Annotated in this window: 22 protein-coding genes; 11 read left to right on the plus strand and 11 right to left on the minus strand. The window is 67.1% G+C overall.

The window, feature by feature from the left end:
- Window positions 1-32 precede the first annotated feature (32 nt).
- Window positions 33-1,709, plus strand: coding sequence for an amidohydrolase (locus tag RALTA_RS26125; protein ID WP_012356983.1), 1,677 nt, complete (start codon window positions 33-35; stop codon window positions 1,707-1,709).
- 94 nt (window positions 1,710-1,803) lie between these two features.
- On the opposite strand, the gene RALTA_RS26130 is transcribed toward RALTA_RS26125, so the two are convergent.
- Window positions 1,804-2,229, minus strand: a complete 426-nt coding sequence (locus RALTA_RS26130) for a cupin domain-containing protein (RefSeq protein WP_012356984.1) — start codon at window positions 2,227-2,229, stop codon at window positions 1,804-1,806.
- A 78-nt stretch (window positions 2,230-2,307) separates the two neighbouring features.
- The gene (locus RALTA_RS26135; RefSeq protein ID WP_012356985.1) at window positions 2,308-3,135 is read right to left on the minus strand and encodes an AraC family transcriptional regulator; all 828 of its coding nucleotides are present in this window, start codon (window positions 3,133-3,135) and stop codon (window positions 2,308-2,310) included.
- Between the two features lie 273 nt (window positions 3,136-3,408).
- Between RALTA_RS26135 and RALTA_RS26140 the strand changes: the two genes are divergently transcribed.
- Window positions 3,409-4,809 (plus strand): alginate export family protein, encoded by a 1,401-nt coding sequence (locus RALTA_RS26140; RefSeq protein ID WP_012356986.1) that lies wholly within the window; start codon window positions 3,409-3,411, stop codon window positions 4,807-4,809.
- Window positions 4,810-4,843: 34 nt separating this feature from the next.
- Here RALTA_RS26140 and RALTA_RS26145 read toward each other — a convergent pair whose 3' ends face one another.
- On the minus strand, window positions 4,844-5,764 hold the full coding sequence (locus RALTA_RS26145; RefSeq protein ID WP_012356987.1) for a dioxygenase family protein: 921 nt from the start codon (window positions 5,762-5,764) through the stop codon (window positions 4,844-4,846).
- A gap of 126 nt (window positions 5,765-5,890) precedes the next feature.
- Window positions 5,891-6,445: a cupin domain-containing protein gene (locus RALTA_RS26150; RefSeq protein ID WP_012356988.1), complete on the minus strand. Its 555-nt coding sequence runs from the start codon at window positions 6,443-6,445 to the stop codon at window positions 5,891-5,893.
- A 380-nt stretch (window positions 6,446-6,825) separates the two neighbouring features.
- Here RALTA_RS26150 and RALTA_RS26155 point away from each other — a divergent pair, with 380 nt between their 5' ends.
- The gene (locus tag RALTA_RS26155; protein ID WP_012356989.1) at window positions 6,826-8,988 is read left to right on the plus strand and encodes a TonB-dependent siderophore receptor; all 2,163 of its coding nucleotides are present in this window, start codon (window positions 6,826-6,828) and stop codon (window positions 8,986-8,988) included.
- A gap of 408 nt (window positions 8,989-9,396) precedes the next feature.
- On the opposite strand, the gene RALTA_RS26160 is transcribed toward RALTA_RS26155, so the two are convergent.
- Window positions 9,397-10,422: an IS110-like element ISRta4 family transposase gene (locus RALTA_RS26160; RefSeq protein ID WP_012355561.1), complete on the minus strand. Its 1,026-nt coding sequence runs from the start codon at window positions 10,420-10,422 to the stop codon at window positions 9,397-9,399.
- Window positions 10,423-11,213: 791 nt separating this feature from the next.
- Between RALTA_RS26160 and RALTA_RS26165 the strand changes: the two genes are divergently transcribed.
- From RALTA_RS26165 to RALTA_RS26185, 5 genes are all read left to right on the plus strand, one after another.
- Window positions 11,214-12,737: an NCS1 family nucleobase:cation symporter-1 gene (locus tag RALTA_RS26165; RefSeq protein ID WP_012356990.1), complete on the plus strand. Its 1,524-nt coding sequence runs from the start codon at window positions 11,214-11,216 to the stop codon at window positions 12,735-12,737.
- Between the two features lie 54 nt (window positions 12,738-12,791).
- Window positions 12,792-13,526, plus strand: a complete 735-nt coding sequence (locus tag RALTA_RS26170) for an aspartate/glutamate racemase family protein (RefSeq protein WP_012356991.1) — start codon at window positions 12,792-12,794, stop codon at window positions 13,524-13,526.
- A gap of 151 nt (window positions 13,527-13,677) precedes the next feature.
- A complete protein-coding gene (puuE, locus tag RALTA_RS26175) occupies window positions 13,678-14,667 on the plus strand; it encodes an allantoinase PuuE (RefSeq protein WP_012356992.1) in 990 nt (329 codons plus the stop codon).
- Window positions 14,668-14,756: 89 nt separating this feature from the next.
- A complete protein-coding gene (locus RALTA_RS26180; protein ID WP_025584086.1) occupies window positions 14,757-15,563 on the plus strand; it encodes a GntR family transcriptional regulator in 807 nt (268 codons plus the stop codon).
- A 45-nt stretch (window positions 15,564-15,608) separates the two neighbouring features.
- A complete protein-coding gene (locus RALTA_RS26185; protein WP_012356994.1) occupies window positions 15,609-15,986 on the plus strand; it encodes a hypothetical protein in 378 nt (125 codons plus the stop codon).
- Here RALTA_RS26185 and RALTA_RS26190 read toward each other — a convergent pair.
- The 4 genes from RALTA_RS26190 to RALTA_RS26205 all read right to left on the minus strand — a co-directional run bounded on the left by RALTA_RS26190 (window position 15,983) and on the right by RALTA_RS26205 (window position 19,614).
- A complete protein-coding gene (locus RALTA_RS26190; protein WP_041232855.1) occupies window positions 15,983-16,363 on the minus strand; it encodes a DUF427 domain-containing protein in 381 nt (126 codons plus the stop codon). The two genes, RALTA_RS26185 and RALTA_RS26190, sit on opposite strands and share 4 nt — an antisense overlap.
- Before the next feature lie 76 nt (window positions 16,364-16,439).
- A complete protein-coding gene (locus RALTA_RS26195; RefSeq protein ID WP_041232662.1) occupies window positions 16,440-17,429 on the minus strand; it encodes a tripartite tricarboxylate transporter substrate binding protein in 990 nt (329 codons plus the stop codon).
- 61 nt (window positions 17,430-17,490) lie between these two features.
- The gene (locus RALTA_RS26200) at window positions 17,491-18,657 is read right to left on the minus strand and encodes a CaiB/BaiF CoA transferase family protein (RefSeq protein WP_012356997.1); all 1,167 of its coding nucleotides are present in this window, start codon (window positions 18,655-18,657) and stop codon (window positions 17,491-17,493) included.
- A 9-nt stretch (window positions 18,658-18,666) separates the two neighbouring features.
- Window positions 18,667-19,614, minus strand: a complete 948-nt coding sequence (locus RALTA_RS26205) for a hydroxymethylglutaryl-CoA lyase (RefSeq protein ID WP_012356998.1) — start codon at window positions 19,612-19,614, stop codon at window positions 18,667-18,669.
- Window positions 19,615-19,829: 215 nt separating this feature from the next.
- Between RALTA_RS26205 and RALTA_RS26210 the strand changes: the two genes are divergently transcribed.
- Together RALTA_RS26210 and RALTA_RS26215 are read left to right on the plus strand one after the other, a co-directional pair.
- Window positions 19,830-20,792 (plus strand): LysR family transcriptional regulator, encoded by a 963-nt coding sequence (locus RALTA_RS26210; RefSeq protein ID WP_012356999.1) that lies wholly within the window; start codon window positions 19,830-19,832, stop codon window positions 20,790-20,792.
- Window positions 20,793-20,979: 187 nt separating this feature from the next.
- On the plus strand, window positions 20,980-21,672 hold the full coding sequence (locus tag RALTA_RS26215; RefSeq protein ID WP_012357000.1) for an SDR family NAD(P)-dependent oxidoreductase: 693 nt from the start codon (window positions 20,980-20,982) through the stop codon (window positions 21,670-21,672).
- On the opposite strand, the gene RALTA_RS26220 is transcribed toward RALTA_RS26215, so the two are convergent.
- Entirely contained in the window at window positions 21,659-22,633 is a 975-nt protein-coding gene (locus RALTA_RS26220) for a LysR family transcriptional regulator (RefSeq protein WP_012357001.1), read from the minus strand. The two genes, RALTA_RS26215 and RALTA_RS26220, sit on opposite strands and share 14 nt — an antisense overlap.
- 97 nt (window positions 22,634-22,730) lie before the next feature.
- On the opposite strand from RALTA_RS26220, the gene RALTA_RS26225 reads away from it, so the two are divergent.
- A complete protein-coding gene (locus tag RALTA_RS26225) occupies window positions 22,731-23,408 on the plus strand; it encodes a type 1 glutamine amidotransferase domain-containing protein (RefSeq protein ID WP_012357002.1) in 678 nt (225 codons plus the stop codon).
- A gap of 123 nt (window positions 23,409-23,531) precedes the next feature.
- Here the strand turns inward: RALTA_RS26225 and RALTA_RS26230 are convergent, their stop codons facing one another.
- A complete protein-coding gene (locus tag RALTA_RS26230) occupies window positions 23,532-25,955 on the minus strand; it encodes a penicillin acylase family protein (protein ID WP_012357003.1) in 2,424 nt (807 codons plus the stop codon).
- Window positions 25,956-26,006: the final 51 nt, after the last annotated feature.

Genomic DNA, 26,006 nt, shown 5'->3' on the forward strand with positions numbered 1-26,006 from the left:
AGCAAAAAAGCACAACAACAAGGAGCATCGCTTTGAAGAAAGCAATCCGCATCAGCCTGCTGGCGCTTGGCGCCGGCATGGCCCTGGGCCTGCCCGCGCACGCCGCGCCCACACTGGTGGAATCGGTGCAGGGCTATACCCTGCAGCAGGACAAGGTCACCCGCTTCACCGGGCTGGTATTCGACCAGGGCAAGGTGCTGGCCACCGGCGACGCCGCTGCCCTGCGCGCGCAGTACCCGGGCGCGCAGCGCATCGACGGCCAGGGCAAGACCCTGCTGCCGGGCCTGATCGATGCCCACGGCCACGTGTTCCGCCTGGGCTTCAAGACCACCGAGATCTCGCTGTCGGGCACGCGCACGCTGGCCGAGGCGCAGGGCATGATCCGCGCCTATGGCGACAAGAACCCGCAGCGCAAGTGGCTGCTGGGCTATGGCTGGAACCAGGTGAACTGGAAGCTGGGCCGCTTCCCGACCGCGGCAGAACTGGACGCCGCCGTGTCGGACCGCCCGGTGCGGCTGGTGCGCGTCGACGGCCACGCCGCGTGGCTGAACACCAAGGCGATGCAGGCCGCCGGCATCACGCGCGACACCAGGGATCCGGCCGGCGGGCGCATCGAGCGCGATGCCAGCGGCAACCCCACCGGCGTGCTCGTCGACAAGGCCATGGCACTGGTCAACAACGTGATCCCGCCGTACAGCGACGACGACCGCCGCGCCGCGCTGGCCGCCGCGCTGGCGCACATGAACGCGCTCGGCCTGACGGCCGCGGGCGACGCCGGCGTGACCGTCGCCGAAGACCGCATCTACCGCGAGTTCGCCGACCAGGGCAAGCTGACCACCCGCATCTACGGCATGATCCGCGACACCGGCGACGACTTCAAGGCGCTGTCGGCCAAGGGGCCGCTGTCGGGCTACGGCAATGACCGCTACTACCTGCGCGCGGTCAAGCTGTATGGCGACGGCGCGCTCGGCAGCCGCGGCGCGGCGCTGATGGCGCCGTACTCGGACGACCACGTGCACAGCGGCCTGCTGTTCATGAGCGATGCCGCCATGCAGGCCGCGGTCAAGACCGCGATCCGGGCCGGCTACCAGGTCAACATCCACGCCATCGGCGACGCCACCAACCACCAGGTGCTGGACGCCATGGAAGCGGCCTACAAGGACGTGGGCGGACGCGAACTGCGCAACCGCGTCGAGCACGCACAGGTGATCGCGCTGCCGGACATCCCGCGCTTCAAGTCGCTGGACCTGATCGCGTCGATGCAGCCCACGCACGCGACCAGCGACATGAACATGGCCGAAGACCGCGTCGGCAAGGACCGCATCAAGGGCGCATATGCCTGGCAGACGCTGCTCAGGCAAGGCACCGTGATCGCCGGCGGTTCGGATTTCCCGGTGGAATCGGCCAATCCGTTCTACGGCCTGCACGCGGCGGTCACCCGCACCGACCATGAAGGCCGCCCGATCAAGGGCTGGCATGCCGAAGAAGCCATGACCCTGGCGCAGGCCTTCCGCGCCTTCACGCTGGACGCGGCCTACGCCGAGCACCAGGAGAAGACGCTGGGCTCACTCGAACCGGGCAAGTGGGCTGACTTTATCCTGGTGGACCAGGACCTGTTCAAGGTCAAGCCTGCGGACATCTGGAAGACGCAGGTGCTGGAGACTTGGGTGGCCGGGGAGCGTGTGTACGCGAAGGACGGCAAGCGGTAATCACGCGATAGTGCACCAGCGGCCTGCCCGTACGGGCAGGCCGCGGCGTGACGAGCGCGGCACCGCAAGGGGTGCCGTTTTTGTTGGAGCGTGCTCAGATCCACTGGTCGTTCTCGACGGTACGCTCGCCCGCCGGGCCGTCGCCGGTGTTGGCCACGCCGCGCGGCTCGATCAGCAACAGCTTCACTTCCGCATTGGCACGGGGCTTGTGCTCGACGCCCTTCGGCACCACCGCCATCTGGCCGGCCCCCAGCACGATCGAACCGTCGCCCGCGGGCCCCTGCCGGAAATCGATGCGCAACTCGCCTTCGAGGACGATGAAGGTCTCGTCGGTGTCGGCATGCCGGTGCCACTCGAACTCGCCTTCGACCTTCACCACCTTGAACTGGTAGTCGTTCATTTCCGCGACGACGCGCGGTTGCCAGTGCCCGTCGATCTGCGCGATCTTGCCGACCAGGTCAATGCTCTGGCACTGGCCGCGGCCGGCCGGTGCGCGGGAATGGCTAGCGGATGGGGACATGGTTCTCTCCGTTCACAAGTTGACGGGTTGAGGATACGCATGCGCCTTGCAGGCGTATTGAACGATCGTGGGAGATTCTCAGCCGCCCCGGATTCTTCCTGCAACTTGCAGCCAGCGCCCCGGCGTCAGCCCGAAGGTCTTGGCGAAGTGCCGCGTCATGTGGCTCTGGTCGGCGAACCCCGCTAGCGCGGCCGCGTCGGCCAGCGAGCTGCCCGCGCGCAGCAGGTGGCGCACCGCATCGAGGCGGCGCATGGTCAGATAGCGATACGGGCTGGTGCCGTAGAACGTGCGGAAGTCGTGCGACAGGCTCCAGCGGTCGCGCCCCGTGGCCGCCTCGAGCTCGTCGAGCGTGACCACGCGCGTACAGTTGGCTTGCAGATACTCGCGTGCACGGTACGCCGCCAGATAGTCGCCGCTGGAACGCCGCGCCGGCGTGCCGGCGACGGCGGCCAGCGCATGCGCCAGGTCGGCCAGTGCATCGCTCTGCTCGAGCGGCTCGAGCGTGCAGCCGACATGCTGCAGCAACGCCTCGGTGGCCGCCGCGAGGCGCGGGTCGGTCGTGACTCCGCCTTCGAGGAACGGGAGCGCGCGCCCGCCCAGCACGTTCTGGAACAGTACCGGTTCGACGTAGATCATGCGGTAGCGGAAGCCTTCGTCGGTGCCTGCCTGACCATCGTGGGGCTCGTCGGGATGCAGCACGATGGTGTTGCCAGGCAGACTGTCTCGCTGGCTGCGCCGATAGCTGAAACGCTGCACGCCAGCAAGCGTGCGGCCGATCGCGTAGGTATCGTGGCGGTGCATGGCATATGCCTTGCCATGAAACCACGCTTCGATACGCTCGACGCCTTCTGTCGGCCTGGCGTGCCGCACCCAGTCGGCGCGTGAGAGAGAGGCTGGTCGGTTCATGGTGTAGGACGCGGGTCGCTTGCGGGGTCCGCGCTGCGGCACGGATCAGTGGGTGCGGTGCGGTGCACAGGCGGCTGCGAAATTGTCGCATGGGACGCGCCCCGCGCCGCCGGCACCGCGTTGGCTTGAAAACATGACGCTTCGCGTGCCGGGCAGCTTTGCGCTGTCATCGCAAGATGCTATGTTGGCTTGAAGGAATCGACGGCGCGTCGCCTTTCGTACGCGATCGCGCCGGTCCCAACCGCCACACCGACCAGCACGCGGCAGATTCTCTTGGCCCACCACCACGCGCTTGCCCTCGCCCTGATCGCCCTCTCCGGTGCCGCGCTGGCGCAGGCACCGGCCGATGCGCCTGCCTACAAATTCCTGCGCTACGACGAAGACTACCGCTACCTGCAGGGCGCCGGCGCTGACGCCACGCGCCATGATCTGTGGGATCCGGTCAAGTACATCCCACTCGGCGCGCCCGATACCTACCTGAGCCTGGGCGGCGAGATCCGCGAACGCTTCGAGAACTATTCGGCACCGAACTTCGGCACGCCGGGCCGCGAGGCCGACGGCTACCTGCTGCATCGCATCCTGCTGCACGCCGATCTGCATGCTGGCCAGCGCTTCCGTGCCTTCTTGCAACTGGGCAATCAACTCGCCGCCGGCAAGGACGTGGCCTTGCCCCCGTATGAAGACCGGCTGGATTTGCAGCAGGCCTTTGTCGACGCGCGCCTGCCAGTATCCGGCACTGCGGCGGAGGACCCCACGCTGCGCCTGGGCCGGCAGGAAATGGCGTTCGGCTCCCAGCGCCTGGTCTCGGTGCGCGATGCGCCGAACGTGCGCCGCGCCTTCGACGGCGTTCGGCTGGGCGGGCAGGCCAGCGACGTCCGCATCGACGCCTTCGCCACCCGGCCGGTGCTGCTCAAGGCCGGCAACTTCGATGACCACCCCAATCATGCGCAGGGCTTCTGGGGCGTGTACACGACATTGCCGCACAGCTTCGTGCCGGCATCCGGTGTGGACCTGTATTACCTGGGCTTCGAGAACAGCCGCGCGCTGTTCAGCATCGGTCCGGGCGTGGAGCGCCGGCATTCCGTGGGCGGCCGCATCTTCGGCAGCCACGGCCGTTGGGACTGGGACTGGGAAGCGCTGGCGCAGTTCGGCAGCTTCGGCCAGCAAGACCTGCGCGCCTGGGGCTTCTCGACCGACACGGGCTATGCCTTCGCCATGGGCGGATGGAAAGCGCGCACCGGTATCAAGGCCACCGCGGGCAGCGGCGACAAGGATCCCGGCGACGGCCGGCTGGGGACCTACGGCGGGCTCTTTCCCAAGCTGGCCTACTTCAACCAGGCCGGCCTGGTCGGCGCCTCCAATGTGGTGGACCTGCAGCCGTCGCTGACGCTCCGGCCGACCGCATCGCTGCGCCTGACGGTATCGTGGGACTTCATCTGGCGCCAGACCACCGGCGACGCGGTCTATACGGCGACCGCTGTTCCCATCGCAGGCACCGCCGGCCGCCCCGGGCGCTACACCGGCAGCCAGCTTGCCTTCGATGTGCTCTGGCAAGTGGATCGCCATGTCACCGTCAACGCCGGGCTGGTGCATGTGGAAGTAGCGCCGGTGCTGCGCACGGCGGGCGGGCGCAATACCAATTTCACGTACCTGTCGGCGGCCTATACCTTCTGAGCCGAGGCGAGCGCGGGCGCACGCCGGAACCGGATCACGGCAACGGCGGCTTGGGCAACCTGGTCTCGCCCGGCTCCAGCTTCAGCTCGACATCGAGGCGGAAGCCACCGTTTCCATCCGGCTCGAAATCGCGCAGCAGCGAGCCGACCGCGCCAAAGGCCGCGTCGCTGAAGGCGTAGGGGTCCAGCGCATCGAAGATCTGCGTGGTCAGCACCTTGTGCCCCGGCGCGATAGCAATGAAGTGCAGATGCGCCGGACGCATGTGGTCGCGGTTCTGCAGCTTCAGCAGTTCGCCGCAGGGGCCGTCGATCGGCACGCCATAGCCCGACGGCCGCACGCTCTCGAACCAGAAGCGCCCTTCGGCGTCGGTCTCGAACACGGCACGCAGGTTCATGTCTTCCTGGTGTTCGTCCTGGTTTTCGTAGAGGCCGCTCGGCGCTGCCTGCCAGGTCTCGATGCGCGCGCGGGCGATCGGCGTGCCGTCGATCGACACCACGCGGCCCCGCACCGTCAGCGGGTCGCCGGTGGTGTCGGGGGTGGCGATATGCGCGCCGTTGGGGCGCACCGGCTGGTTGGCGCGCCAGAACGGCCCGATCAGCGCGGGCTCGGTGCCGCCGGCGGCCAGCACGGCCTTGGCGTCCATCAGCAGCACCAGCGTGGCAAGCCCAAGGATATCCGCCAGCAGGATACCCTCGTGCTTCTTCGGGCCGGTGCCCTGCCCGATGCGGACCATGAAGTCCAGGCCGGCGTGGAGCTCTTCATAGGTCAGCTGCACCTCGGACGCGAACGCGTGCGCATGCCGGATCAGGGCATCGAGAATGGTGCGGGTACGCGCGTCGGCGGTGCCGGCATTGGCCTTGAGCACGGCTTCCAGCAGCGCCTCGGGGGTGGCGGGAATCGATTGAGAAGGCGCCGCGGAAGCGGCGCTTGCGCGGGCTACGGAAGCAGAAGTCATAGTGGGGTCAGCTGCTGTGGGAAGTGGGGATGGAATCTGGCGCGGAGTGGGGCGTCGATGTGACGCCCCGCTGCATGCCGCAGGCGCCTGCTCGTTGACCACGCGTCCGGGTCGCCGCGGACGTCGTCAGCCTTCGGAACGCGGCTGCGCCGGCTCCGCCCCGCTTTCCTTGATGTAGCCATCGTCGCCATAAACCAGGCCGGTGGACTCGGCCGCCTTGACCACGTCCGGGTGCCAGGCGATGCGGCCGCATTCTTCGTCGGTGCCGCCCACCACAGAGTAGACCACCAGCGCGTGGTCGTTGGGGTTGCGGAAGCCGCGCATCACGCCGATCGGGCAGGAGATCACGTCCCACTGGTTCAGCATCAGCGAATACTGGCCCTTTTCGCCCCAGATCACTTCCATCTGGCCGTTCAGCGGGCAGAACACTTCCTCAGTCTTGTGCGCGTGCAGGCTGGCGCCCTGGCCGACCGGGATCTCGATAAAGGTCACGCCGAAGCGGTGGTTGCCGGGGATCGCGGGCTCGACGCCTTTGTTCTCGAGCACGCCGCGGTTCATGATCTTGTAGATGTTCTTCTTCATCCCGGGCAGGCGGCTTTCGATGAAGGTCTCGCCGTACGGCTTGACCTTGCCCCAGCGAGCGATGCGGGTGGCTTCCATTTCCTGTGGCGTCGGATCCATGTGATTCCTCGATGTCGTGAAGGTTGGGGAACGAGAGGGCGATTGCCTCTGTTCATGCAACTTTAAAAAGCGCCAACAGGGCAGTCCAACATCATTTTTCGCAGGCCGCGATAACAATACGGTATCGGGTTTTGGGCCGAGGGACAGTCCGGGCCGGGCCCCGACCCGGTTCACCCAAGCGCATGACGCGCGCAGTAACCACGCACCGGGAGGGGCACCCCGGACCGGCGCGTCGTCGTTGCTTTCACCACGAACGCCGTCCTGCCGCCTTGACGCCATGGCGCACGCATGGGCATCATTCGGTCTTTTCCTAAATGCGAATTATTCGCATTTGTATTGACATTCACATCCAGGCCTGCCTGTCTTCCTGCTGTTCCATCATGAGCCGCCAAGTCCTTCGCGCCGCGCGTGCGCACGCACCCCAACCCCGCCATCTCGCCGTGCTGGCGCAACTTGCCGTGCTCGCCGGCTTTCCGGCGACGGCCGCGCTGGCGCAGCAAGCGGCGGCGCCGGCCGATGCGGCGTCGCTGCCGGCGGTGACCGTGAGCGCGTCGGCGGTGGACGATTCCGGTCTGCAGCTTGAGAAAAAGGCCAGCACCGGCGCGCTCGGTTCGCGCACGCAGCTGGACACGCCATACTCCACCACCATCGTCACCGGCGAGGATCTGGCCGAGCGCCAGGTGGCCAAGCTGGGCGATGTGTTCACGATGGACGCGTCGGTCAGCGACAACAGCAACGGCTACAACAGCTGGTCCAGTTACCTGAGCGTGCGCGGCCTGCAGATCGACTGGCAGAACGGCTTCAAGATCAACGGCCTGCCGTTCGTGGCCTACGGCATCACGCTGCCCTACGAGCACATGGAGCAGGTCGAGCTGCTAAAGGGCCTGCCGGGCTTCATGTACGGTTTTGCCACGCCGGGCGGCATCGTCAACTATGTCACCAAGAAGCCGACCGACACCTTCACCGCGTCGTTTGAACTGGGCTACCGTGCCGCCAATGTCTGGAGCGAGCACATCGACCTGGGCGGCCGTGCCGGCCCGGACAATATGTTCGGCTACCGCCTGAACGCGACGCATGAGGAAGGCACGCCCTACAACGCGCGCAACATCCGGCGCGACAGCGTGTCGCTGGGGCTGGACGCGCGGCTGACCAAGGACCTGACCTGGACTTTCGATTCGATCTACCAGGACCGCCGCGCCACCGGCCAGATGCCTTCGTTCAGCCTGTGGAGCTATGGCGATACGGCGCTGCCGGGCGCGGTCTCCGGGCGCATCCGCAACTTCGCCGGCGCCGACCAGCACCTGAACACCAACCTGCAGCTGTACAGCACCGGCCTGCGCTACCAGATCAACCCGGACTGGACCGTCAGCACCAGCTACAGCTTCACCAAGGTCAACCGCAGCCGCAATGAAAGCACCTACAACCTGCTGAACCAGGCCGGCGACTACATCGACCAGCGCTACGACACCGCGCAGAACCAGCAGGTGGGGCAATGGCAGGCCATGCTCGAAGGCAAGTTCCGCACCGGTCCGTTCGGGCACCAGCTGGTGGCGGGCCTGTCGTGGCAGAAGCAGATCGACCGCTATGACAACAACGGCTTCGCTGGGGTCATCGGCACCGGCAATATCTTCGCGCCGAACACCAACACGTATTACAGCTCGACCGCCTTCAACAAGGTCCGCAACAGCGACATCACGCAGAAGTCGGTGTTCGCCAGCGACACCGTACAGCTGAGCGAGCGCTGGTCGATGCTGGCCGGCCTGCGCGTGACCAACTTCGAGCAGAACGGCTATGTGCCGGTCACCTCCAGCTACAGCAAGAGCGGTGTGGTGACGCCGACGCTGGCGCTGATGTTCAAGCCGGTGCCCGCCGCCACGGTCTATGCCAGCTACGTCGAGGCGCTGGAGCCCGGCTCGATCGTCCCGGACGGCTACACCAACGCCCGCCAGCTGCTGAGCCCGATCCGCAGCAAGCAGTATGAAATCGGCGTCAAGGCCGACCAGGCTGCGTGGAGCGCGACCGCCGCCGCCTTCCGCATCGAGCGCGGCGCCGAGTACGACAGCATCAGCGCCGGCGTGCCGACGCGCCAGCAGGATGGCACCTCGATCTACCAGGGGTTGGAACTGGCGGGTGTGTATCGCCTGGGCTCGCAGTGGGAGTTCGGCGCTAGCGCAATGTATCTCGATTCGTACTACGACAACGGCGTGGCCAACAGCGGCAACCGCGTGGCCGGCGCGCCCGGCTTTATCATGGCCGGACGTGTCAGCTACCGCGTGCCGTTCGTGCCGGGATTGCGTGTTGGCGTCGATGGCAAATATACCGGCAGTACCAAGCTTAATGCGGGGAATACGCTCGAGGCCGGCGGCTATACGGTGTTCAATCTCGGGGCCAGCTACAGCACTCGGTTCGCGGGCAAGGACCTGACACTGCGCGCCGCGCTGAACAACGTGACCAACAAGCGGTACTGGGGCTTCCAGTACGAGAATTACATCCAGCCGGCGGACCCGCGGAGTATCAGTTTGACGGCGAAGATTGCGTATTGAAGTTTTGCCGCATGCGCACAACAGGACCCGCTCTTCGGAGCGGGTTTTTTGTTGGTTCATGTTGTGCTTGGGGTGGGGCGGTTGGGTGGGTTGTCGTGCTTGGCTGGCGTGGCTGTTTCGCCGGCGCAGCCGGCGACCTACTTATATGAACGCGCCCCGGTTTGCAAGGCAAGTTGAGCATGAGGCATCGAACGGTTGGTTGCAGACTTATATCCGGCCTTGTTTAGCAGGCCAAGCCTGCGGGCCCTGATGGTATTCGCCGGGAACGTCCCTCACTTTTTGGCGTGCTCGTTGTGGCACCAGTAGGTCGTCGGGTTTCCGCTCCCGCGGTCCAACCTGTTTTGCCATCACCTCCACTTACCGTCGCAACCTGTGAACGGATTCCCTGCTTGCTAGCTCAGCCTGCCGTTAGGCAAGCTTGACCGAGACATAGTCGCGGTCATAGGTTCGGTTGTGGGCCAACAGAGCCCAGGCCGTGCGCGCCATCTTGTTGGCCATGGCGACGCCTACGACGTTAGCCGGACGGCGCTGGACCAGCGCCGTACTCCAATGGCTTTGCCCCTTGCGACGCAAGTGACTGAGCACGATCCGCGCACCGTGAATCAGCAAGGTGCGCAGATAGGTGTCGCCGCGTTTGCTGATGCCCCCGAGATTCACTTTGCCACCGGTACCGCGCTGTCTTGGCACTAAGCCAAGGAATGCCGCCAGTTGCCGGCCTGAGCGGAAGGCGTGCACGTCGCCAATGGTGGCCACCAGCGCTGTCGCGGTGAGCGGGCCAATCCCGGGAATGGCAGCGACGGTCTGGCAATCGTGATCTTCCTTGAGCCAGGTGTTCAAGCGGATTTCGATTTGCCCGATTTCCTCGTCCAGGCGTGCGATGTCTTGTAATTGCTCGGCCACGGAATCGAACAGCACGCGCGGCAACTGCTGTTCGAGTTCGGCCATATGTTGCTTGATCTCTTCCAATCCGGCACGGCGTCCGCGACGGAAGTGAATGCCGAACTCGAACAGCACGCCGCGCAACTGGTTGATCAACATGGTGCGCATCTTCACGCGCAGGGCGCGGAATCCATGCAGGGCAAGGATGGCCTGCTGTGTTTCGGTCTTGCGCGCGACTTGGCGCATGCCGGGCTGATGTACGGCGGTCCAGATGGCCTTGGCATCGGCCACGTCGGTCTTGTTGGTCTGCACAAAGGGACGTACAAAGGCGGCATGCAAGAGCACGGGCTTATGGCCAAGTGCGGCGAGCTGGCGTGCCCACCAGTGTGCGCTGCCACAAGCCTCCAGTGCGACACGACCAGGCGCGCGCTTGGCCAGGAAGTTGAGCAGGGCCTTACGCGTAAAGCGACGGTTGAAACACTCGCCTGAAGGCTCAACCCAATAGAGCTGGAAAACACCCTTTGCAATGTCCAGACCGTAAGTCGTAGTATTCATTTCGGGTTCCTCCATCCTGTGTGGATTGTGCGAACTTCCACTCTGGCACATCGATGCCGTTTCGTGATGGAGGGCCCACCTATCCTGTCACGTTCCCCAGAAGCACAACTGAACTACCAGCGCCTCTTTGATCGGGAGAGGCCGGGGGCGCGTTCATTCCATCTTCTTGGCCGAGCGCCAAGAAGTAGGCAAGAAACGCGTCGCCTGTGCGGCTGGCAATCAATTTGACGGCGTTGGTGGGTCGGGCGGTGGTGATTTCCGTTTGGGCGTGGTTGCCTGTTCGACCCTGCTACGCTATGTGAGTCAGGGGCGGTGCCTGCGATCACCCACTTTTGAACGATCCCAACAGGGTGTAGGCAGCCTGCTGCTGGCGCTATCGGTGGGACGCCTTCGGCTGCGCTGCGCGCGCGCCCTATCTCAGGTCTATTGCTCGGGCACGGAGTGCGTCGCTGCGCTCGCACGCGCTATCGCTGGCGAGCCCAAAGGACTTTTCCCTTCCGCCTGTTTGCTCCCCTCTCCCGCTTGCGGGAGAGGGGCCGGGGGAGAGGGCCGGAGCATCCACGAAGTCCACCGCATCAATCCCCACCCCCTCACATCCCCCACCCCCCACCTTCAGGGAAAACGAATGTTGACAATCACAAATCCGTGATCTACAACATCGTCTACACACTCAATCAATTTTGTAGACAATTTAGTAGACACATAAACACCCTCCCCTGGGCGCGCCGTACAGAGCCCCGAAGGGCCGCGCGTCGCCTATCGTCAAGACACACATCTGCCAGGAGACTCAGATGATGCAAACCACCGCAACACCCGCCGACGCAGCGCAGGCGCAGGGCGGGCATGCCGCACACGGCAATGCCCTGATCAAGCCCAGCTATGACGAACGCCTGACCAACGAGGACCTGGCCCCGTTGCGCAAGCAGACCTGGGGCACCTACAACATCTTTGCGTTCTGGATGTCCGACGTGCACAGCGTGGGCGGCTATATCACCGCGGGCAGCCTGTTCGCGCTGGGGCTGACCAGCTGGCAGGTGCTGGTGTCGCTGCTGGTGGGGATCGTCATCGTGCAGTATTTCTGCAACCTCGTGGCCAAGCCCAGCCAGGTGACCGGCACGCCTTATCCGGTGATCTGCCGGGCCTCGTTCGGCGTGCTCGGCGCCAATATCCCGGCCATCATTCGCGGGCTGATCGCGGTGGCGTGGTACGGTATCCAGACCTACCTGGCATCGAGCGCCTTCCTCGTGCTGGCGCTGCATTTCTTCCCGACGCTGGCGCCGTACGCGGACCTCAAGCTGCATGGCTTCGCCGGGCTGTCCACGCTGGGCTGGGCGTCGTTCATGGTGCTGTGGGTGCTGCAGGCGCTGGTGTTCTGGACCGGCATGGAGACCATCCGCAAGTTCATCGACTGGGCCGGCCCGGCGGTGTACGTGGTGATGATCGCGCTGGCGATCTGGCTGGTGAACAAGGCCGGATGGGAGAACGTCAACTTCACGCTGAGCTTCGTCAAGTACACCGGCTGGGAAGCGGTGCCCGTCATGCTGAGCGCGATCGCGCTGGTGGTGTCGTACTTCTCCGGCCCGATGCTGAATTTCGGTGACTTCTCGCGCTACGCCAAGGACTTCAAGTCGGTCAAGCGCGGCAACTTCTGGGGCCTGCCGGTCAACTTCCTGGGCTTCTCGCTGCTGACGGTGATCACCACCTCGGCCACGCTGCCGGTGTTCGGCAAGCTGATCACCGACCCGGTGGAAACCGTCAGCCATATCGACAGCACCTTCGCCATGCTGCTGGGCGCGTTCACCTTCATGACCGCGACCATCGGCATCAACATCGTCGCCAACTTCGTCTCGCCGGCGTTCGACTTCTCCAACGTGTCGCCCAAGCACATCAGCTGGCGTACCGGCGGCATGATCGCCGCGGTGGCGTCCATCTTCATCACGCCCTGGAACCTGTACAACAACCCGGCGGTGATCCACTACACGCTGGATGTGCTCGGTGCCTTCATCGGTCCGCTGTTCGGCATCCTGATCGCCGACTACTACCTGGTGCGGCGCCAGCACGTCGAGGTCGACGACTTGTACACGCTGAACCCGCGCGGCCGCTACTGGTACCGCAATGGCTTCAACCCGGCAGCGGTGGCCACCATGATTCCCTCGGCCATCATCCCGATCCTGTGCGTGGTGGTGCCGGCCTGGCAGGCGGCGGCCAACTACAGCTGGTTCATCGGCATGGGCATCGCGCTGGTGCTGTACCGCCAGCTGGCGCCGCGCATGATGCCGGGGCACGTCGGCACACGCGCCGCGAGCCAGGCCTGAATGCCCCGCCATGTCCACCGCACCAATTCGATCGCACCGAACCGAGCCGCATCCATGAAGCTGAAGATCATCAACCCCAATACCACCCAGAGCATGACCGACAAGATCGGGCAGTGCGCCGCCGCCGTGGCCGCGCCCGGCACGCGCATCAGCGCGGTCAGCCCGCGCATGGGCCCGGCTTCGATCGAAAGCCACTACGACGAGGCCCTGTCGGTGCCGGGCATCCTAGACGAGATCCTGGCCGGCGAACAAGAAGGCGTGGACGGCTACGTCATCGCCTGCTTCGGCGACCCCGGGCTGTACGCCGCGCGCGAAGTGGCGCGCGGGCCGGTGATCGGCATCGCGGAGGCCGCCATGCACATGGCCAGCGTGGTCGGCAGCAGCTTCAGCGTGGTCACCACGCTGGCGCGCACCTGCAATATCGCCTGGCACCTGGCCGAGCGCTACGGCATGAAGCGCTTCTGCAATAACGTGCGTGCCTGCGACCTGCCAGTGCTGGAGCTGGAGCGCCCCGGCTCGGACGCGCGCCGCATCATTACCGAGGCCTGCCGCCGCGCGCTGGTGGAAGACCGCAGCGAATGCATCGTGCTCGGCTGCGCCGGCATGACCGACCTGTGCGACGAGATCGCCGACGCCATCGGCGCGCCGGTGATCGACGGCGTGTCGTGCGCGGTCAAGCTGGCCGAGGCGATGGTCTCGGTGCGCCTGGGTACCAGCAAGCGCGGCGACTGGGCGCGGCCGCTGCCCAAGGCCTATGCCGGCATGCTGGCTCCCTATGCCCTGAACTGATTCCGGTGATTCAGTGTTTTCCTGATTAGCTTTCAAGGACCAACCGTCATTCCCGCGAAGGCGGGAATCCAGCGTCGTTTGAAGTCACTGGGTTCCCGCCTTCGCGGGAACGACTGTGGACGCCTGCAAACCCATTCCATCACGCAAGCAAATGTTCCAGTCCCGCTATCCCCGCGACCTGATCGGTTACGGCGCCCGCCCGCCGCACGCACGCTGGCCCGGCGGCGCGCGCGTCGCGCTGCAGTTCGTCCTCAACTACGAAGAAGGCGGCGAAAACTGCGTGCTGCACGGCGACGCCGCCTCCGAGCAGTTCCTCTCCGAGATCGTCGGCGCGGCGGCCTACCCCGACCGCCACATGAGCATGGAGGGCATCTACGAATACGGCTCGCGCGCCGGCGTCTGGCGCATCCTGCGCGAGTTCGAGAAGCGCGGCCTGCCGCTGACCATCTTCGGCGTGTCGATGGCGCTGCAGCGCCATCCGGAACTGACGCGCGCCTTCGTCGAGCTGGGCCACGAGATCGCCTGCCACGGCTGGCGCTGGATCCACTACCAGAACATCGACGAAGCCACCGAGCGCGAGCACATGCGCATCGGCATGCAGATCATCAAGGACCTGACCGGCGAGCTGCCGCTGGGCTGGTACACCGGCCGCGACAGCCCCAACACGCGCCGCCTGGTGGTCGAGCACGGCGGCTTCCTGTACGACTCGGACTACTACGGCGACGACCTGCCCTTCTGGACCGAAGTGGAAGTCACCGGTGGCGAGAAGAAGCCGCACCTGGTGGTGCCGTACACGCTGGACTCGAACGACATGCGCTTCGCCACGCCGCAGGGCTTCAACACCGGCGAGCAGTTCTTCCAGTACCTGAAGGATGCGTTCGACGTGCTGTATGAAGAAGGCGACCCGAGCGGTCAGGACAGCCCCAAGATGCTGTCGGTCGGCATGCACTGCCGCCTGCTCGGGCGCCCGGGCCGCTTCCGCGCGCTGCAGCGCTTTCTCGACTATGTGCAGGGACACGACAAGGTGTGGATCTGCCGCCGTGTCGACATCGCCCGGCACTGGGCGCATGTGCATCCGTTCGACGTCGCCGGCGCCGCCGCCGGGGCGCGCCCGACCTGCCAGGAATCCGCCCTGGCCTGACCCGTGGCCTCGCTGTCGCCATAGTTGTGTACGATATAGCCGTGTTTCGTCGCCAGTTCGGGCGACAGGCTGAATGTCCGTACCCAGATATGGCAACCACATCGAAAAAGGCGGCGCCCGGCGCCGCCGCCAAAGCCCCGCGCCGTGCCGCGCCCAAGGCGCCCCCGAAAACCATGCAGAAGGCCGCCCCGGACGACGAGTCGGGCCAGGAGGGCGCCGCCAGCGAGGCGTCCGCCACCGAGGCGATCTACCTGAGCCTGCTCTACGCCATCATGGAGCACCGCCTGCTGGCGGGCACCAAGCTGGTCGAGGAGCGGCTGTGCGAAGTGACCGGCGCCAGCCGGGCACGGATCCGCCAGGTGTTCGCGCGCCTGGCGCACGAGAAGCTGGTCACGCTGGTGCCCAACCGCGGCGCCTTTGTCTCCAGCCCGAGCGTTGAGGAAGCGCGCGAAGTGTTCCAGGCGCGCCGCGTGGTCGAACCCGCGCTGGCCGCCGAACTCGCGCAACGCGCCACGCCCGCCAAGGTACGCAGCCTGCGCCGGCATGCCATGGAGGAAGACAACGCGCGCGCCCGCGGCGACCGCGCGGCAATGATCCGCCTGTCCGGCGAGTTCCATATCCTGCTGGCAGAGATGGCCGGCAATGCCATCCTCGAAAAGCTGATCCGCGAGATGGTGTCGCTGACCTGCCTGATCATTACGCTGTACGACCGCCCCGGCGCCCCCGCCTGCGCCGAGCACGAGCACCGGCAGCTGATCGACGCCATCGAGCAGCGCGATGCCGCGCGCGCCAGCGCGCTGATGGCGGAACACCTGGAACACATCGAAGGCTCGCTTGACCTGAGCGTTCCCGACAGCGGTGCGCCGGACTTCTACAGCATCTTCAGCAAGGGCTGATCGGGACTAGACTGCATCCAGACCATCGCCAACCGGAGACGTGCCATGGATGCTGGCAAGCCTGCCGCCCCGCCTGCCCCTCCCGCCGCGGTTCCCGCGGCGGCGCCAACGCCGCAAGTGGTGCCCACCGGCTATCGCCAGGGCATCATCACCGCCATCACCGTGCTGCTGGGCTTTTCGCTGGGGTTCTGGCGCTTCTGGGGCTTCGAAAGCCCGGGCGAGTGGGACTGGCGCTCGGTGGTGGCGGCGGTGGCGCTGCTGGCCGCGGTGGTGCTGCAGATTGTGGCGCTGTTCCGCGCGCTGCGCGTCGAGGACGATGCGGTGCCGGAGTATCGCAAGACGGTGCGCTGCTTTATCGCCTCGGCCATTGCACTGGTGATCGGCCTGGCCGCGGCGATGATCGATGCCGCGTTCGAAACCTAGGGCCCGATGATTTCGATGCTGTCGACACGGTCCGGATAGAACGCCAGGTACGCGCCGATGGCGGCAACGGCGGCATACGGTGCCTCATAGCTCCAGACCGCATTGCGCCCGCGCTCGCCGCCGGCCGGAATGGAGAAGTAGCTGCAGTCGCCCTTGTACGGACAATAGGTGGCGTGCGCGCTGCGCTCGAGCCGCGCCATGTCGACATGCGCGCGCGGAAGGTACTGTACCGGCGGATAGGCGGCTTCCTGCAGCGTCAGCGCAGCGTCGCTGTCGGCAATGGTGATGCCGGCCACCTTGACCACCACCCTGCCGGCGGTGGGCGTGATGGTGACGGGATGGTCGGGTCCGGGAATCCTGACGGGCTTGTCGGTCATGGTCATAGCTCCTGCAAGGCATCGCCACGGAGGCTGCTGGCCATTTTAGGCGCCTGGCGCGCAGCCTGCAGGACCGCTATTCCGCCTTGACGTTGGCCTTCTTCACCAGCGCGGCGTAGCGCGCGGCTTCGCTGCGGAAGAACGCGGCGGCCGCCTCTGGCGTGCCGGGCTCGACCACCGTGCCTTGCTTCTTCATCGCCTCCAGCACTTCGGGCGACGTGAAGGCCCTGGCAAAGGCATCGTGCACGCGCTGGACTTCCGTTGCCGGCATGCCGGCCGGGCCGATGACAGCGAACCACCCCGCCACGTTGTAGCGCGGCAAACCCTGTTCGGCGATGGTGGGGATCTCCGGCGCGGCGGCGCTGCGCTTGTCGCCGCACAGGCCGATCGCGCGCAGCGTGCCCGCCTTCAGGTGCGGCGCCACCGCGTTGAGCGCGACCACGCCCATTTCGACCTGTCCGGCCAGCAGGTCGTTGATCATCGGGCCGGTGCCCTTGTACGGAACATGGCGTGCTGTCACGCCGGCCTCGTCCAGGAACATCTCGCCGGCCAGGTGAATGATGGTGCCGTTGCCCGACGAGGCGTAGTTGTAGCTGTCGGGCTTCGCCTTGAGCAGGGCCACCAGTTCCTTCACGTTCTTCGCCGGCACTTTGGGATTGACCACCAGCACCAGCGGCGTGGAGCCGATCACGCTGATCGGGGTCACGTCCCGGAGCGCGTCGAACGGCATGGTGCGGAACACGCTGGGGTTGATTACGTGGTTGTTCGACACCAGCCCGAGCGTGCTGCCGTCGGGCTGCGCCTTGACCACCGCGGCGGCGCCGGTGATGCCGCCGGCGCCTGGCAGGTTCTCGATCACCACCGGCTGGCCGAAGGCCTTGCCCAGCGCCGGGCCGGCCGCGCGCGCAATGTTGTCGACGCCGGAACCGGCGCTGATCGGCAGGATCAGGCGCACGGGCTTGCCCGATCCGCCCTGGGCCAGCGCTTCGAGGCCGGGGACGGCGAGGGTGGCCGCGAGCGTGGCGGAAAGTGCCAGCGCGGCATTGAGCAGGGTGCGACGTTGCATGCTTTGTCTCCGTATCATTATCGTAGGGCGTCGATGGTGCCGCTGTGCCGCGGCATACCCCTCAGGCGCTTGCGCGGCGGTCTTTGCCCAGCCGCGCCAGGATCTCTTCGTTGTGCTCGCCGGCGCGGGGCAGCGGGCCGCGCACGCCGGGGCGGCGGCCGCCCATTAGCAGCGGCAGCAGCACGGTGGGCGTGGTCGAGCCGTCGTCGGCCTGCATCGGCACCAGTCCGCCGCTGGCGAGCAAATGCGGATCGTCGAGCAGCTGGTCTGGTCGCACGATCGGCGCATAGGGAATGCCGGCCGCTTCGAGCTTCGGCGCGAGTTCCGCGGAACGATGGTGGCGCAGGATCGCGCCCAGTTCCTCCAGCAGTTGCGGGCGCACGGCGACGCGCGCGGTGTTGCTCGCGTACTCCGGCTTCTCGATCAGTTCCGGATGCTCCAGCACGTGGCACAGCGTGACGAACTGCTTGTCGCTGACCGCGCCGATAAAGAGCTGCTCGTCCTGCGCCAGCGAGAACACGTCATACACGCTCCACGCCGACACGCGCGACGGCATCGGCGGCGGCGGCTCGCCGGTCATCGCGAATTGCTGCATGTGCTGCGACGCCAGGAACACGCAGTTCTCGAACAGCGCGCTCTGGATCTCCTGGCCCTTGCCGGTGCGGTCGCGTTCGCGCAGCGCGGCCAGCACGCCGATCGCGCCGAACATGCCGCCCATGATGTCGTTGACCGAGGTGCCGGCGCGCAGCGGCCGGCCGCTCGGGCCGGTCATGTACGACAGGCCGCCCATCATCTGCACCACTTCATCGAGCGCCAGCCGGTTCTCGTACGGGCCGGGCAGGAAGCCCTTGTGCGAGACGTAGATCAAGTGCGGGTAGTCGCGCGACAGCGTGGCGTAATCCAGCCCCAGCTTTTGCATCAGGCCAGGACGGAAATTCTCCAGCAGGATGTCGCTCTGGCCCGCCAGTTCGGCAGCGGCGGCGCGGCCTTCGTCGGTGGTGATGTCGAGCACCACGCTCTTCTTGTTGCGGTTGAAGGCGCGGAAGAAGCCGATGCCCAGGCCCGGCAGGTTGCGCGTCTTGTCGCCGCCGGGCGGCTCGACCTTGATGACCTCGGCGCCGAGGTCGGCCAGGATCATGCCGCAGGTGGGGCCCATCACCATGTGCGTGAACTCGACCACGCGCACGCCGGCGAGCGGCAGGGCGTTGCTGTTGCTGTCTTGGGGCATGTTGGTTTCTCAAACGGTGGCCGCGGCGCGCTCCGCCGCGAAGGTCTTGGGCAGGCCGGCGCGCCACAGCGTGCCGTGCAGGGTCTCGTCGCGCAGCCACCCGGCCACGTCTTCACGCAGCGCCAGCAGGCGCCCGATGTCGATGCCGGTATCGATGCCCATGCTGCCGAGCAGGTAGGCGAGGTCTTCAGCGGCCACGTTGCCGCTGGCGCCGGGTGCATGCGGGCAGCCGCCGATGCCGGCCAGGCAGGCGTCGAAGCGAGTGACGCCGGCTTCGAGCGCGGCATAGACATTGGCCAGCCCGAGCCCGCGCGTGTCGTGGAAATGGCCGCACCAGAAGCGCTCGCCGGCGATGGCGATGGCGCGCGCGAACAGCTCGCGCACCATTGCGGGATCGGCATAGCCGACGGTATCGGCCAGGCTGACGCGGTCTGCGCCGGCATCGAGCAGCGCCTGCATCAGCCGCAGGACTTCCTCGGCATCGACATGGCCCTGCAGCGTGCAGCCGAAGGCGGTGCCGACGCCGCCTTCGATCAGCGTCTTCGCGCCGCTGGCATCGCGCGCGGCGCGGATGCGCGCCACTTCGGCAACGACTTCATCGGGCGTCTTGCGCAGGTTGGCAAGGCTGTGCGCATGGCTGGCCGACAGCGGCACGATCATCAGGTCGGCGCCACTGTCCAGCGCGTCCTGCGCGCCGCGCAGGTTGGGCACCAGCACCGAGGTGAACAGGCCCGGCAGCGTGCGCGCGAACGCGACCAGTTCGGCGGTATCGGCCAGTTGCGGCAACAGGCGCGCGGGGACGAACGAACCGACCTCCAGTTCGCGCAGGCCGGCGGCGTGCGCGCCGCGGATCCATGCGAGCTTGCTGGCGGTGGGCAGGATGGTGCGGAGGCTTTGCAGGCCGTCGCGCAGACCGACTTCGCGGATAACGGCCTGGCTGGGGAAGGACTGGGTCATGGTTTTCGGGGACTGGGGAGGCGTCCCTGCGGGGGGCGACGGGACAACTCTATGGGTTTCTGCCAGCAAGCTGAAGCGATGATTTACGCAGCCAGCCATGCCGAAATGGAAAGCCACACGGCAGCCGTCGTTCGACTCCCGGATTTCCCGAAGGCGATGTCACCGCCAGGCCGAAGCGCGTAACATTCCGATCAGGAAAGCAAGCCGCCCCCGCCATGCGAGACCTGGACCTCACCACCCTGCGCCTGTTCGTCGCCGTCTGCGAGACCCGCAACATGGCGCGCGCCGGCGAGCAGGAACACATCGTCGCTTCCGCCATCAGCAAGCGCCTGGCGCAGCTGGAGGAAACCGTCGGCGCCACGCTGCTGGAACGCCGCCGCCGCGGCGTCATCCCCACGCCCGCCGGGGAGATCGTGCTGGGGCATGCGCGCGCCATGCTTGCAGCCGCCGACCGCGTCGCGCGCGACATGGTCGACTACGGCTCCGGCGTGCGCGGTCAGGTGCGGCTGCTTGCCACGGTATCGACCATGGCGGAGTCGCTGCCGGATGACATTGCCGCCTTTATGCAGCGGCCGGAGCACCGCGACGTGCGCGTGACCATCGAGGAGAGCCTGAGCAGCGAAGTGGTCCGCGCACTGCGCGACGGCACTGCGCCGCTGGGCATCTGCTGGGACGCGGCCGACCTGGAAGGCTTCCAGACCCGCCCCTACCGCAGCGACCACCTCGCCGCCGTGGTCTACGCGGGGCATCCGCTGGCGCAGGCGGATACCTGCCTGTTCGAAGACACGCTGGACTACGACCAGATCGCCATGCCGGCGCAGACCGCGGTGCAGATCATGCTGGCGCGCTACGCCGCCATCCAGGGGCGGCGCATCGCGCATCGCGCCGTGGTGTCGACCTTCGACGCCGCGTTGCGCTGCGTGCGCGCGCAGCTCGGCATCGTCATCATCCCGGCCGAGATCGCAACGCTGATCGCCACGGCCTTTGGCCTGCGCGTGATCCCGCTGCGCGACGACTGGGCGCGGCGGCGCTTTGCCATCTGCTGCCGCGACTTCTCGCTGCTGTCGCCCGCGGCGCAGTTGCTGGTGCAGTTCCTCGAGGACGCCGCGGCAACGGAAGCGGCCGCTGCCGGCATTGTGCCGGCGCCCGCGCCGGCGCCGGCCCGGCGCAAGCGGTAGCGGGCGCGCGCAACTTCCTGTGCGTTTCGAGGGTTACCCCGAGGCGTTTTCGCAAGCATATGTTGCGTGCCGTTGCGTAGACTGGCTTGCGTTTTTCGCTGGCGGCCACGATGGTTGAGAAGTTAAAAAAGGGCCCGGCGAAGCCTGATCACGACAATGCGCGCCGACACGGCGCAGGAGCACGCAAATGAACTTCCACGGCAAGAACGTACTGGTCACCGGCGCGAACGGCAACCTCGGTCGCGCGGTCGCGCACGCCTTCGCGCAGGCGCACGCGCGCGTAGTGATGCTGGACCGCCATGCCGCCCCGTTGCCGGAGGCCGGCAGCGGCCACCTGGCATTGCAGGCCGACCTGCTCGATGCGGACAGCCTGGGCAAGGCCATCGGCGAGGCCGTGCAGGCGTGCGGGCGCATCGACGTAGTGTGCAACCTGGCCGGTGGCTTCGCCATGGGCACGGGTATCCACGAGACCAGCGCGGCCGACTGGAACCGGCTGTTCGACATGAACGTGGGCACGGTGCTGAACATGGCGCGCGCAGTGGTGCCGCACATGCTGGCCGCGGGCGGCGGCGCCATCGTCAACGTGGGCGCCAATTCTGCGGCTCGCGGGCTGGCGCAGATGGGCGCCTACTGCGCCTCCAAGGACGCGCTGGCGCGGGTCACTGAATCGATGTCGGCCGAGTTGCGTGACCAGGGCATTCGCGTCAACGCGGTGCTGCCCAGCATCCTCGACACGCCCGAGAACCGCCAGGCCATGCCGGACGCCGACGCTTCGCGCTGGGTCGGACTGGATGCGCTGGCCGACGTGATCCTGTTCCTGGCGTCGGATGCGGCACGCGCCGTGCAGGGCGCGCTGCTGCCGGTGGTCAACCGCGCCTGACGCGCGGCCGGCGCCCGGCCGGCGCGCCCGCGCCGATGGCGCCGGCGACCTCCTGGATCTGCTGGCGCAGCCAGCGCCGCAGCCGGTCGGCATCGGTGCGCGCGTGCCAGATCTGCATCATGTCGACCTTGGGCAGCGCGAACGGGACCGGCAGCATCATCAGGTCCGGATCGCGCGCCACCGCTTCCTGCGCGACCGAGCGCAGGCAGGTCAGCAACAGCGCCGAGCCGCGCACCAGCCGGCTCGGCGCCAGGAAGCTCGACAAACCCGCCACCACCGTGCGCCGGTGTCCCAGCCGTGCCAGCGCACGATCCACCACGCCGTTGAGGTCGCCGGTCAGCGTGGTCAGCAGGTGTTCGCACGCCAGGAACGCGTCCAGGTCCAGCCCCTGCGCGAGGCGCGGATTGGCGCGCGAGGCCAGCACCACGAAATCCTCGCTGCAGAGCCGCTGCTGGTGGAAGGTGTCGGGCAGGTTCTCGTAGAAGCCGGCGATCGCCAGGTCGCAGGTCCCCTTCTCCAGTTCTTCGCGCGGCAGCTCGCCGCGCGTATTGTGCGTGACCAGCACCACGCCGGGCGCGTCGCGGCGCAGCCGCGGCAACAGCGCCGGCAGCAGCAGCTGCTCCATGTAGTCGGTGGTGTAGATGTGGATGGCTTCGCTGCGCGCGAGGAAATCGCGGCCATCGCAGGCGTCGTAGAACGCGTCCAGCTCCGCCACCAGCCGCTGCACCTGCGGCGCCAGCGCATGCGCGCGCGGGGTCGGCGTCAGGCCACGCGGCGCGCGCACGAACAGCGGATCGCCCAGCTCGTCGCGCAGCCGGTTGAGCTTGTGGCTGAGCGCCGGCTGGCTCAGCGCCATGCGCGCCGCCGCGCGCGAGGCGTTGCCTTCCTGGTAGAGCACATGGAAGACATAGAGCAGGTTCAGGTCCTTGCCGGCGATATTCATTTTCTGGATGGCAGACATCGAAGATTCGAAGTTTTCGAATCATAGCCAGCTGCGTACGATGTTGCCAATGCCGGGGCTGCCCCGGCCGACCGTGGACGCAAACCGGAGCATGAACATGAAGATCCTGATGGTACTGACCTCGCACGACCAGCTCGGCAATACGGGCAAGAAGACCGGCTTCTGGCTGGAGGAATTCGCCGCGCCCTACTACGTCTTCCTGGACGCGGGCGCCGACATCACGCTGGCCTCGCCCAAGGGTGGCCAGCCGCCCATCGATCCCAAGAGCGACGATCCGGGCGCCCAGACCGATGCCACGCGCCGCTTCCGCGGCGACGCCGCCGCGCAGCAGGCGCTGGCCAGCACGCTGACGCTGGACCAGGTCAGGGCCGAGGACTTCGACGCGGTGTTCTATCCCGGCGGCCATGGTCCGCTGTGGGACCTGGCGGAAGACAAGCGCTCGATCGCGCTGATCGAGCAGTTCGACCGGCTGGGCAAGCCGGTGGGTGCGGTGTGCCATGCGCCGGGGGTGCTGCGGCACGTAAAGGGCGCGGATGGCCAGCCGCTGGTGAAAGGCAAGGAAGTCACCGGCTTTACCAACAGCGAGGAAGATGCCGTGCAGTTGACCGAGGTGGTGCCGTTCCTGGTGGAGGATGTGCTCAAGGCCAGCGGCGGGCGGTTTACCCGCGGGGAAGACTGGGCCAGCCACGTGGCGGTGGCCGGGCGGCTGGTGACGGGTCAGAACCCGGCGTCGTCGGAGGCAGGGGCGGAGGCGGTGTTGAGGTTGTTGAAGTAAGGCCTACGGATTCACGCTCCTGCCGGTTTGCTCCCCTCTCCCGCTTGCGGGAGAGGGAGCCTTTGCCCGGTGGTGGCAGCTGTGGCAAGCGGCTAAAGGTGCAATGCGTCGATCAGGCTCTCATCACTGCGGCACCAGCTCCACCCGCTCCCGGCTGGCCTTCTCCACCGCCTTGCGCGTATAGACCAGCGGGAAGTACTCCCCCTTGGCCCACAGCGGCGCCAGGTCGCGGTAATGCGGGCTGGCCGGGTTGCCGGACTGCCCCGGCGTGTTGATCACGCGCGAGGCATCCCAGTTGCCGACATCCAGCACCATGCGGAACGACGCGCCGGCGGTCAGCCGGAAATCCGTATTGCGGTAGCTGGTGTTCATCGGCGTGAAGGCCGAGCCGCCGATCGGGCCCGCGTTGACGTTGAACTGCTGGCGTTCGGCATCGCTCAGGATCGGGTCCATCGGATGCATGAACACGGCGGTGTGGAGCTTGCCCCATTGCCAGGCGCGCGGCTCGGGGCCGAGCTTGGCTTCGACCTCGGCCATGGCGCCCTTCAGCGATTCCAGCATCACAGCATTGCGGCGCTCCAGCGGCATCCATGGCCCGGGCTGCTCCAGCACCGCCACCACACGCGCGGCATCGCCGGCGCCGACCAGGCGTGCGGCTTCGGGCGGCAGCGCGGCACGCACCACGGCCTGGCGCAGGTGCTTGCTGAACCAGACCTCGAACAGCGCGGCGGCGGCACTGTCGGCGCGTTCGTTGCCGTTCCAGCCGCGCAGCAGCTCCAGGCCGCGCGCGAGCTGCGGGTCGTCGCTGCGCACGTCCTGCAGCAGTGCGACCACGCGCTGGGCCGGCAGCGACACGGTGTCGTTCTGCCACGCCATCGAATCCTGCACCGAGCTGCGCGGATTGGCGCCGACCACGGCCTTGAGCCGGCGCGCGCGCGAGCTGTCGCTCCATTCATAGCCCACGCCCAGCTTCGCTGCGGGGTGCTCGGGCGGGATGTTGTTTTCATTGGCGGTGACGATATAGCCCGGCGCGGGATTGTAGGCCCACGGCAGTTCGTCCATGTTGCGGTAGCCGTTCCATTCATAGCGGCCGTCGCCGGCCACCGGCGTCAGGCCGTCCCAGTTGGGGCGCTTGACGGTCAGCCCGCCCGGAATCCAGCCGATATTGCCGCCGGTGTCGGCATAGACCTGGTTCTCGCCGGGGGCCCCCCAGCGGTTCATGGCGGCGCGGAACTGGTCCCAGTTGCGCGCGCGCATGTAGTCCATGGAACCGAAGTACGGCGCCATGCCGTAGTCCAGCCACGCGGCGCGCAACGCCCAGGCGTGCCCGGAGCCCGACGCCAGCACCGGGCCGTGGCGGGTGAAGTCGAGAGTGACTTTGCGCGGCGCGGGCTCGCCCTTCACCGCGATCTCTTCGGTGATGGTCTCCATCGGCTCCCAGCGGCCCTTGTACTTGTACTCGTGCGGGTTGGCCGGGTTCAGCTCGTAGCCGTACAGGTCTTCCTGGTCCATGTAGAAGCGCGTCAGGCCAAAGGCAATGGTGCCGTTGTGCCCGATCGAGATGCCCGGCAGGAACGGCTCGCCGGCGCCGATCACCGACATCCCGGGCGCATTCAGGTGGCTGATGTAGCGCAGGCTGGGTGCGCCATGCGAGCGGTGCGGGTCATTGGCCAGGATCGGCCGGCCCGTGGTGGTGCGCTTGCCGCCGATGACCCAGTTGTTCGAGCCCAGGCTGCGGCCGGTATCGCTGTTGGCATCGACCACGGCGTAGAGCTGGTCCAGCGGGATGCCGGCGGCCCGGGCGTCGCCCCAGGCTTCCTTCGGGAAGCGCGCGGCGGCGGTGGCCAGCTCGTAGGCACGGCGCAGCTCGGCCGCAGGCACGGTGCAGGGGTCGATGCCGGGGTTGAGCTTCGGTTCGATCTGCGGGTCGAGCTCGCGGCGCAGCCAGTCGGCACGCGCGGCCTGGGTCTTGGCCTCGCAGTACAGGCGGGCGCGGTCGATCTCGCCGGTGAAGTTCAGCGTCAGGCCGTGGTGGCGGATGCGCACGATGTCTTCGGCCTGCCAGCGCGCCGGCTTGTAGCCGAGCTTGCGGAACTCGGGCGGCAGCAGCTCGGGCTTCTGCTCGGTCAGCGCCACGTAGGCGTTCACCCCCGCGACAAAGGCCTCGGCCACGCGCTTGGCATCGCTGCCGTAGGCCAGCCATTCGCGGTACATGTCGCCGCGGAACAGCACCGCGCGCGCCATGCGGTCGCCCTCGGCGTAGGCCGGGCCGAAGTCTTTGGCCATCTCGCCGAGCCCGCGCTTGCGCCACAGGTCGATCTGCCACAGGCGGTCGCGCGCGGCCATGAAGCCCTGTGCATAAAAGGCGTCGTAGAGCGTGCCGGCATAGATATGCGGCACGCCCCAGCGGTCGACCAGCACGCTGGCGGGTTTTTCAAGTCCGGGTACGGCAAAGATCTGCTGGCGGGCAGGCGCTTCGGCCATGGCGGCCGGGATGGCAGCGAGCAGGGCCAGCGCGGCGGCCAGGCGGCGGGGGGTGCGTAACATCAGGTCTCCTCGTGTTGTGATGGCTGCAGATGTCTTGCAGTTCACACCGAA

Source organism: Cupriavidus taiwanensis LMG 19424, assembly GCF_000069785.1.
Lineage (GTDB): Bacteria > Pseudomonadota > Gammaproteobacteria > Burkholderiales > Burkholderiaceae > Cupriavidus > Cupriavidus taiwanensis.

What these genes read in the sequence shown, in the direction of transcription:
- RALTA_RS26180 (WP_025584086.1), top strand. Translation starts at nt 14,757, where the DNA reads ATGGCAACCACATCGAAAAAGGCGGCGCCCGGCGCCGCCGCCAAAGCC.
- RALTA_RS26160 (WP_012355561.1), bottom strand. Translation starts at nt 10,422, where the DNA reads ATGAATACTACGACTTACGGTCTGGACATTGCAAAGGGTGTTTTCCAG.
- RALTA_RS26205 (WP_012356998.1), bottom strand. Translation starts at nt 19,614, where the DNA reads ATGACCCAGTCCTTCCCCAGCCAGGCCGTTATCCGCGAAGTCGGTCTG.
- RALTA_RS26225 (WP_012357002.1), top strand. Translation starts at nt 22,731, where the DNA reads ATGAAGATCCTGATGGTACTGACCTCGCACGACCAGCTCGGCAATACG.
- RALTA_RS26210 (WP_012356999.1), top strand. Translation starts at nt 19,830, where the DNA reads ATGCGAGACCTGGACCTCACCACCCTGCGCCTGTTCGTCGCCGTCTGC.
- RALTA_RS26170 (WP_012356991.1), top strand. Translation starts at nt 12,792, where the DNA reads ATGAAGCTGAAGATCATCAACCCCAATACCACCCAGAGCATGACCGAC.
- RALTA_RS26145 (WP_012356987.1), bottom strand. Translation starts at nt 5,764, where the DNA reads ATGACTTCTGCTTCCGTAGCCCGCGCAAGCGCCGCTTCCGCGGCGCCT.
- puuE (WP_012356992.1), top strand. Translation starts at nt 13,678, where the DNA reads ATGTTCCAGTCCCGCTATCCCCGCGACCTGATCGGTTACGGCGCCCGC.
- RALTA_RS26185 (WP_012356994.1), top strand. Translation starts at nt 15,609, where the DNA reads ATGGATGCTGGCAAGCCTGCCGCCCCGCCTGCCCCTCCCGCCGCGGTT.
- RALTA_RS26230 (WP_012357003.1), bottom strand. Translation starts at nt 25,955, where the DNA reads ATGTTACGCACCCCCCGCCGCCTGGCCGCCGCGCTGGCCCTGCTCGCT.
- RALTA_RS26220 (WP_012357001.1), bottom strand. Translation starts at nt 22,633, where the DNA reads ATGTCTGCCATCCAGAAAATGAATATCGCCGGCAAGGACCTGAACCTG.
- RALTA_RS26190 (WP_041232855.1), bottom strand. Translation starts at nt 16,363, where the DNA reads ATGACCGACAAGCCCGTCAGGATTCCCGGACCCGACCATCCCGTCACC.
- RALTA_RS26155 (WP_012356989.1), top strand. Translation starts at nt 6,826, where the DNA reads ATGAGCCGCCAAGTCCTTCGCGCCGCGCGTGCGCACGCACCCCAACCC.
- RALTA_RS26135 (WP_012356985.1), bottom strand. Translation starts at nt 3,135, where the DNA reads ATGAACCGACCAGCCTCTCTCTCACGCGCCGACTGGGTGCGGCACGCC.
- RALTA_RS26200 (WP_012356997.1), bottom strand. Translation starts at nt 18,657, where the DNA reads ATGCCCCAAGACAGCAACAGCAACGCCCTGCCGCTCGCCGGCGTGCGC.
- RALTA_RS26150 (WP_012356988.1), bottom strand. Translation starts at nt 6,445, where the DNA reads ATGGATCCGACGCCACAGGAAATGGAAGCCACCCGCATCGCTCGCTGG.
- RALTA_RS26130 (WP_012356984.1), bottom strand. Translation starts at nt 2,229, where the DNA reads ATGTCCCCATCCGCTAGCCATTCCCGCGCACCGGCCGGCCGCGGCCAG.
- RALTA_RS26165 (WP_012356990.1), top strand. Translation starts at nt 11,214, where the DNA reads ATGATGCAAACCACCGCAACACCCGCCGACGCAGCGCAGGCGCAGGGC.
- RALTA_RS26195 (WP_041232662.1), bottom strand. Translation starts at nt 17,429, where the DNA reads ATGCAACGTCGCACCCTGCTCAATGCCGCGCTGGCACTTTCCGCCACG.
- RALTA_RS26215 (WP_012357000.1), top strand. Translation starts at nt 20,980, where the DNA reads ATGAACTTCCACGGCAAGAACGTACTGGTCACCGGCGCGAACGGCAAC.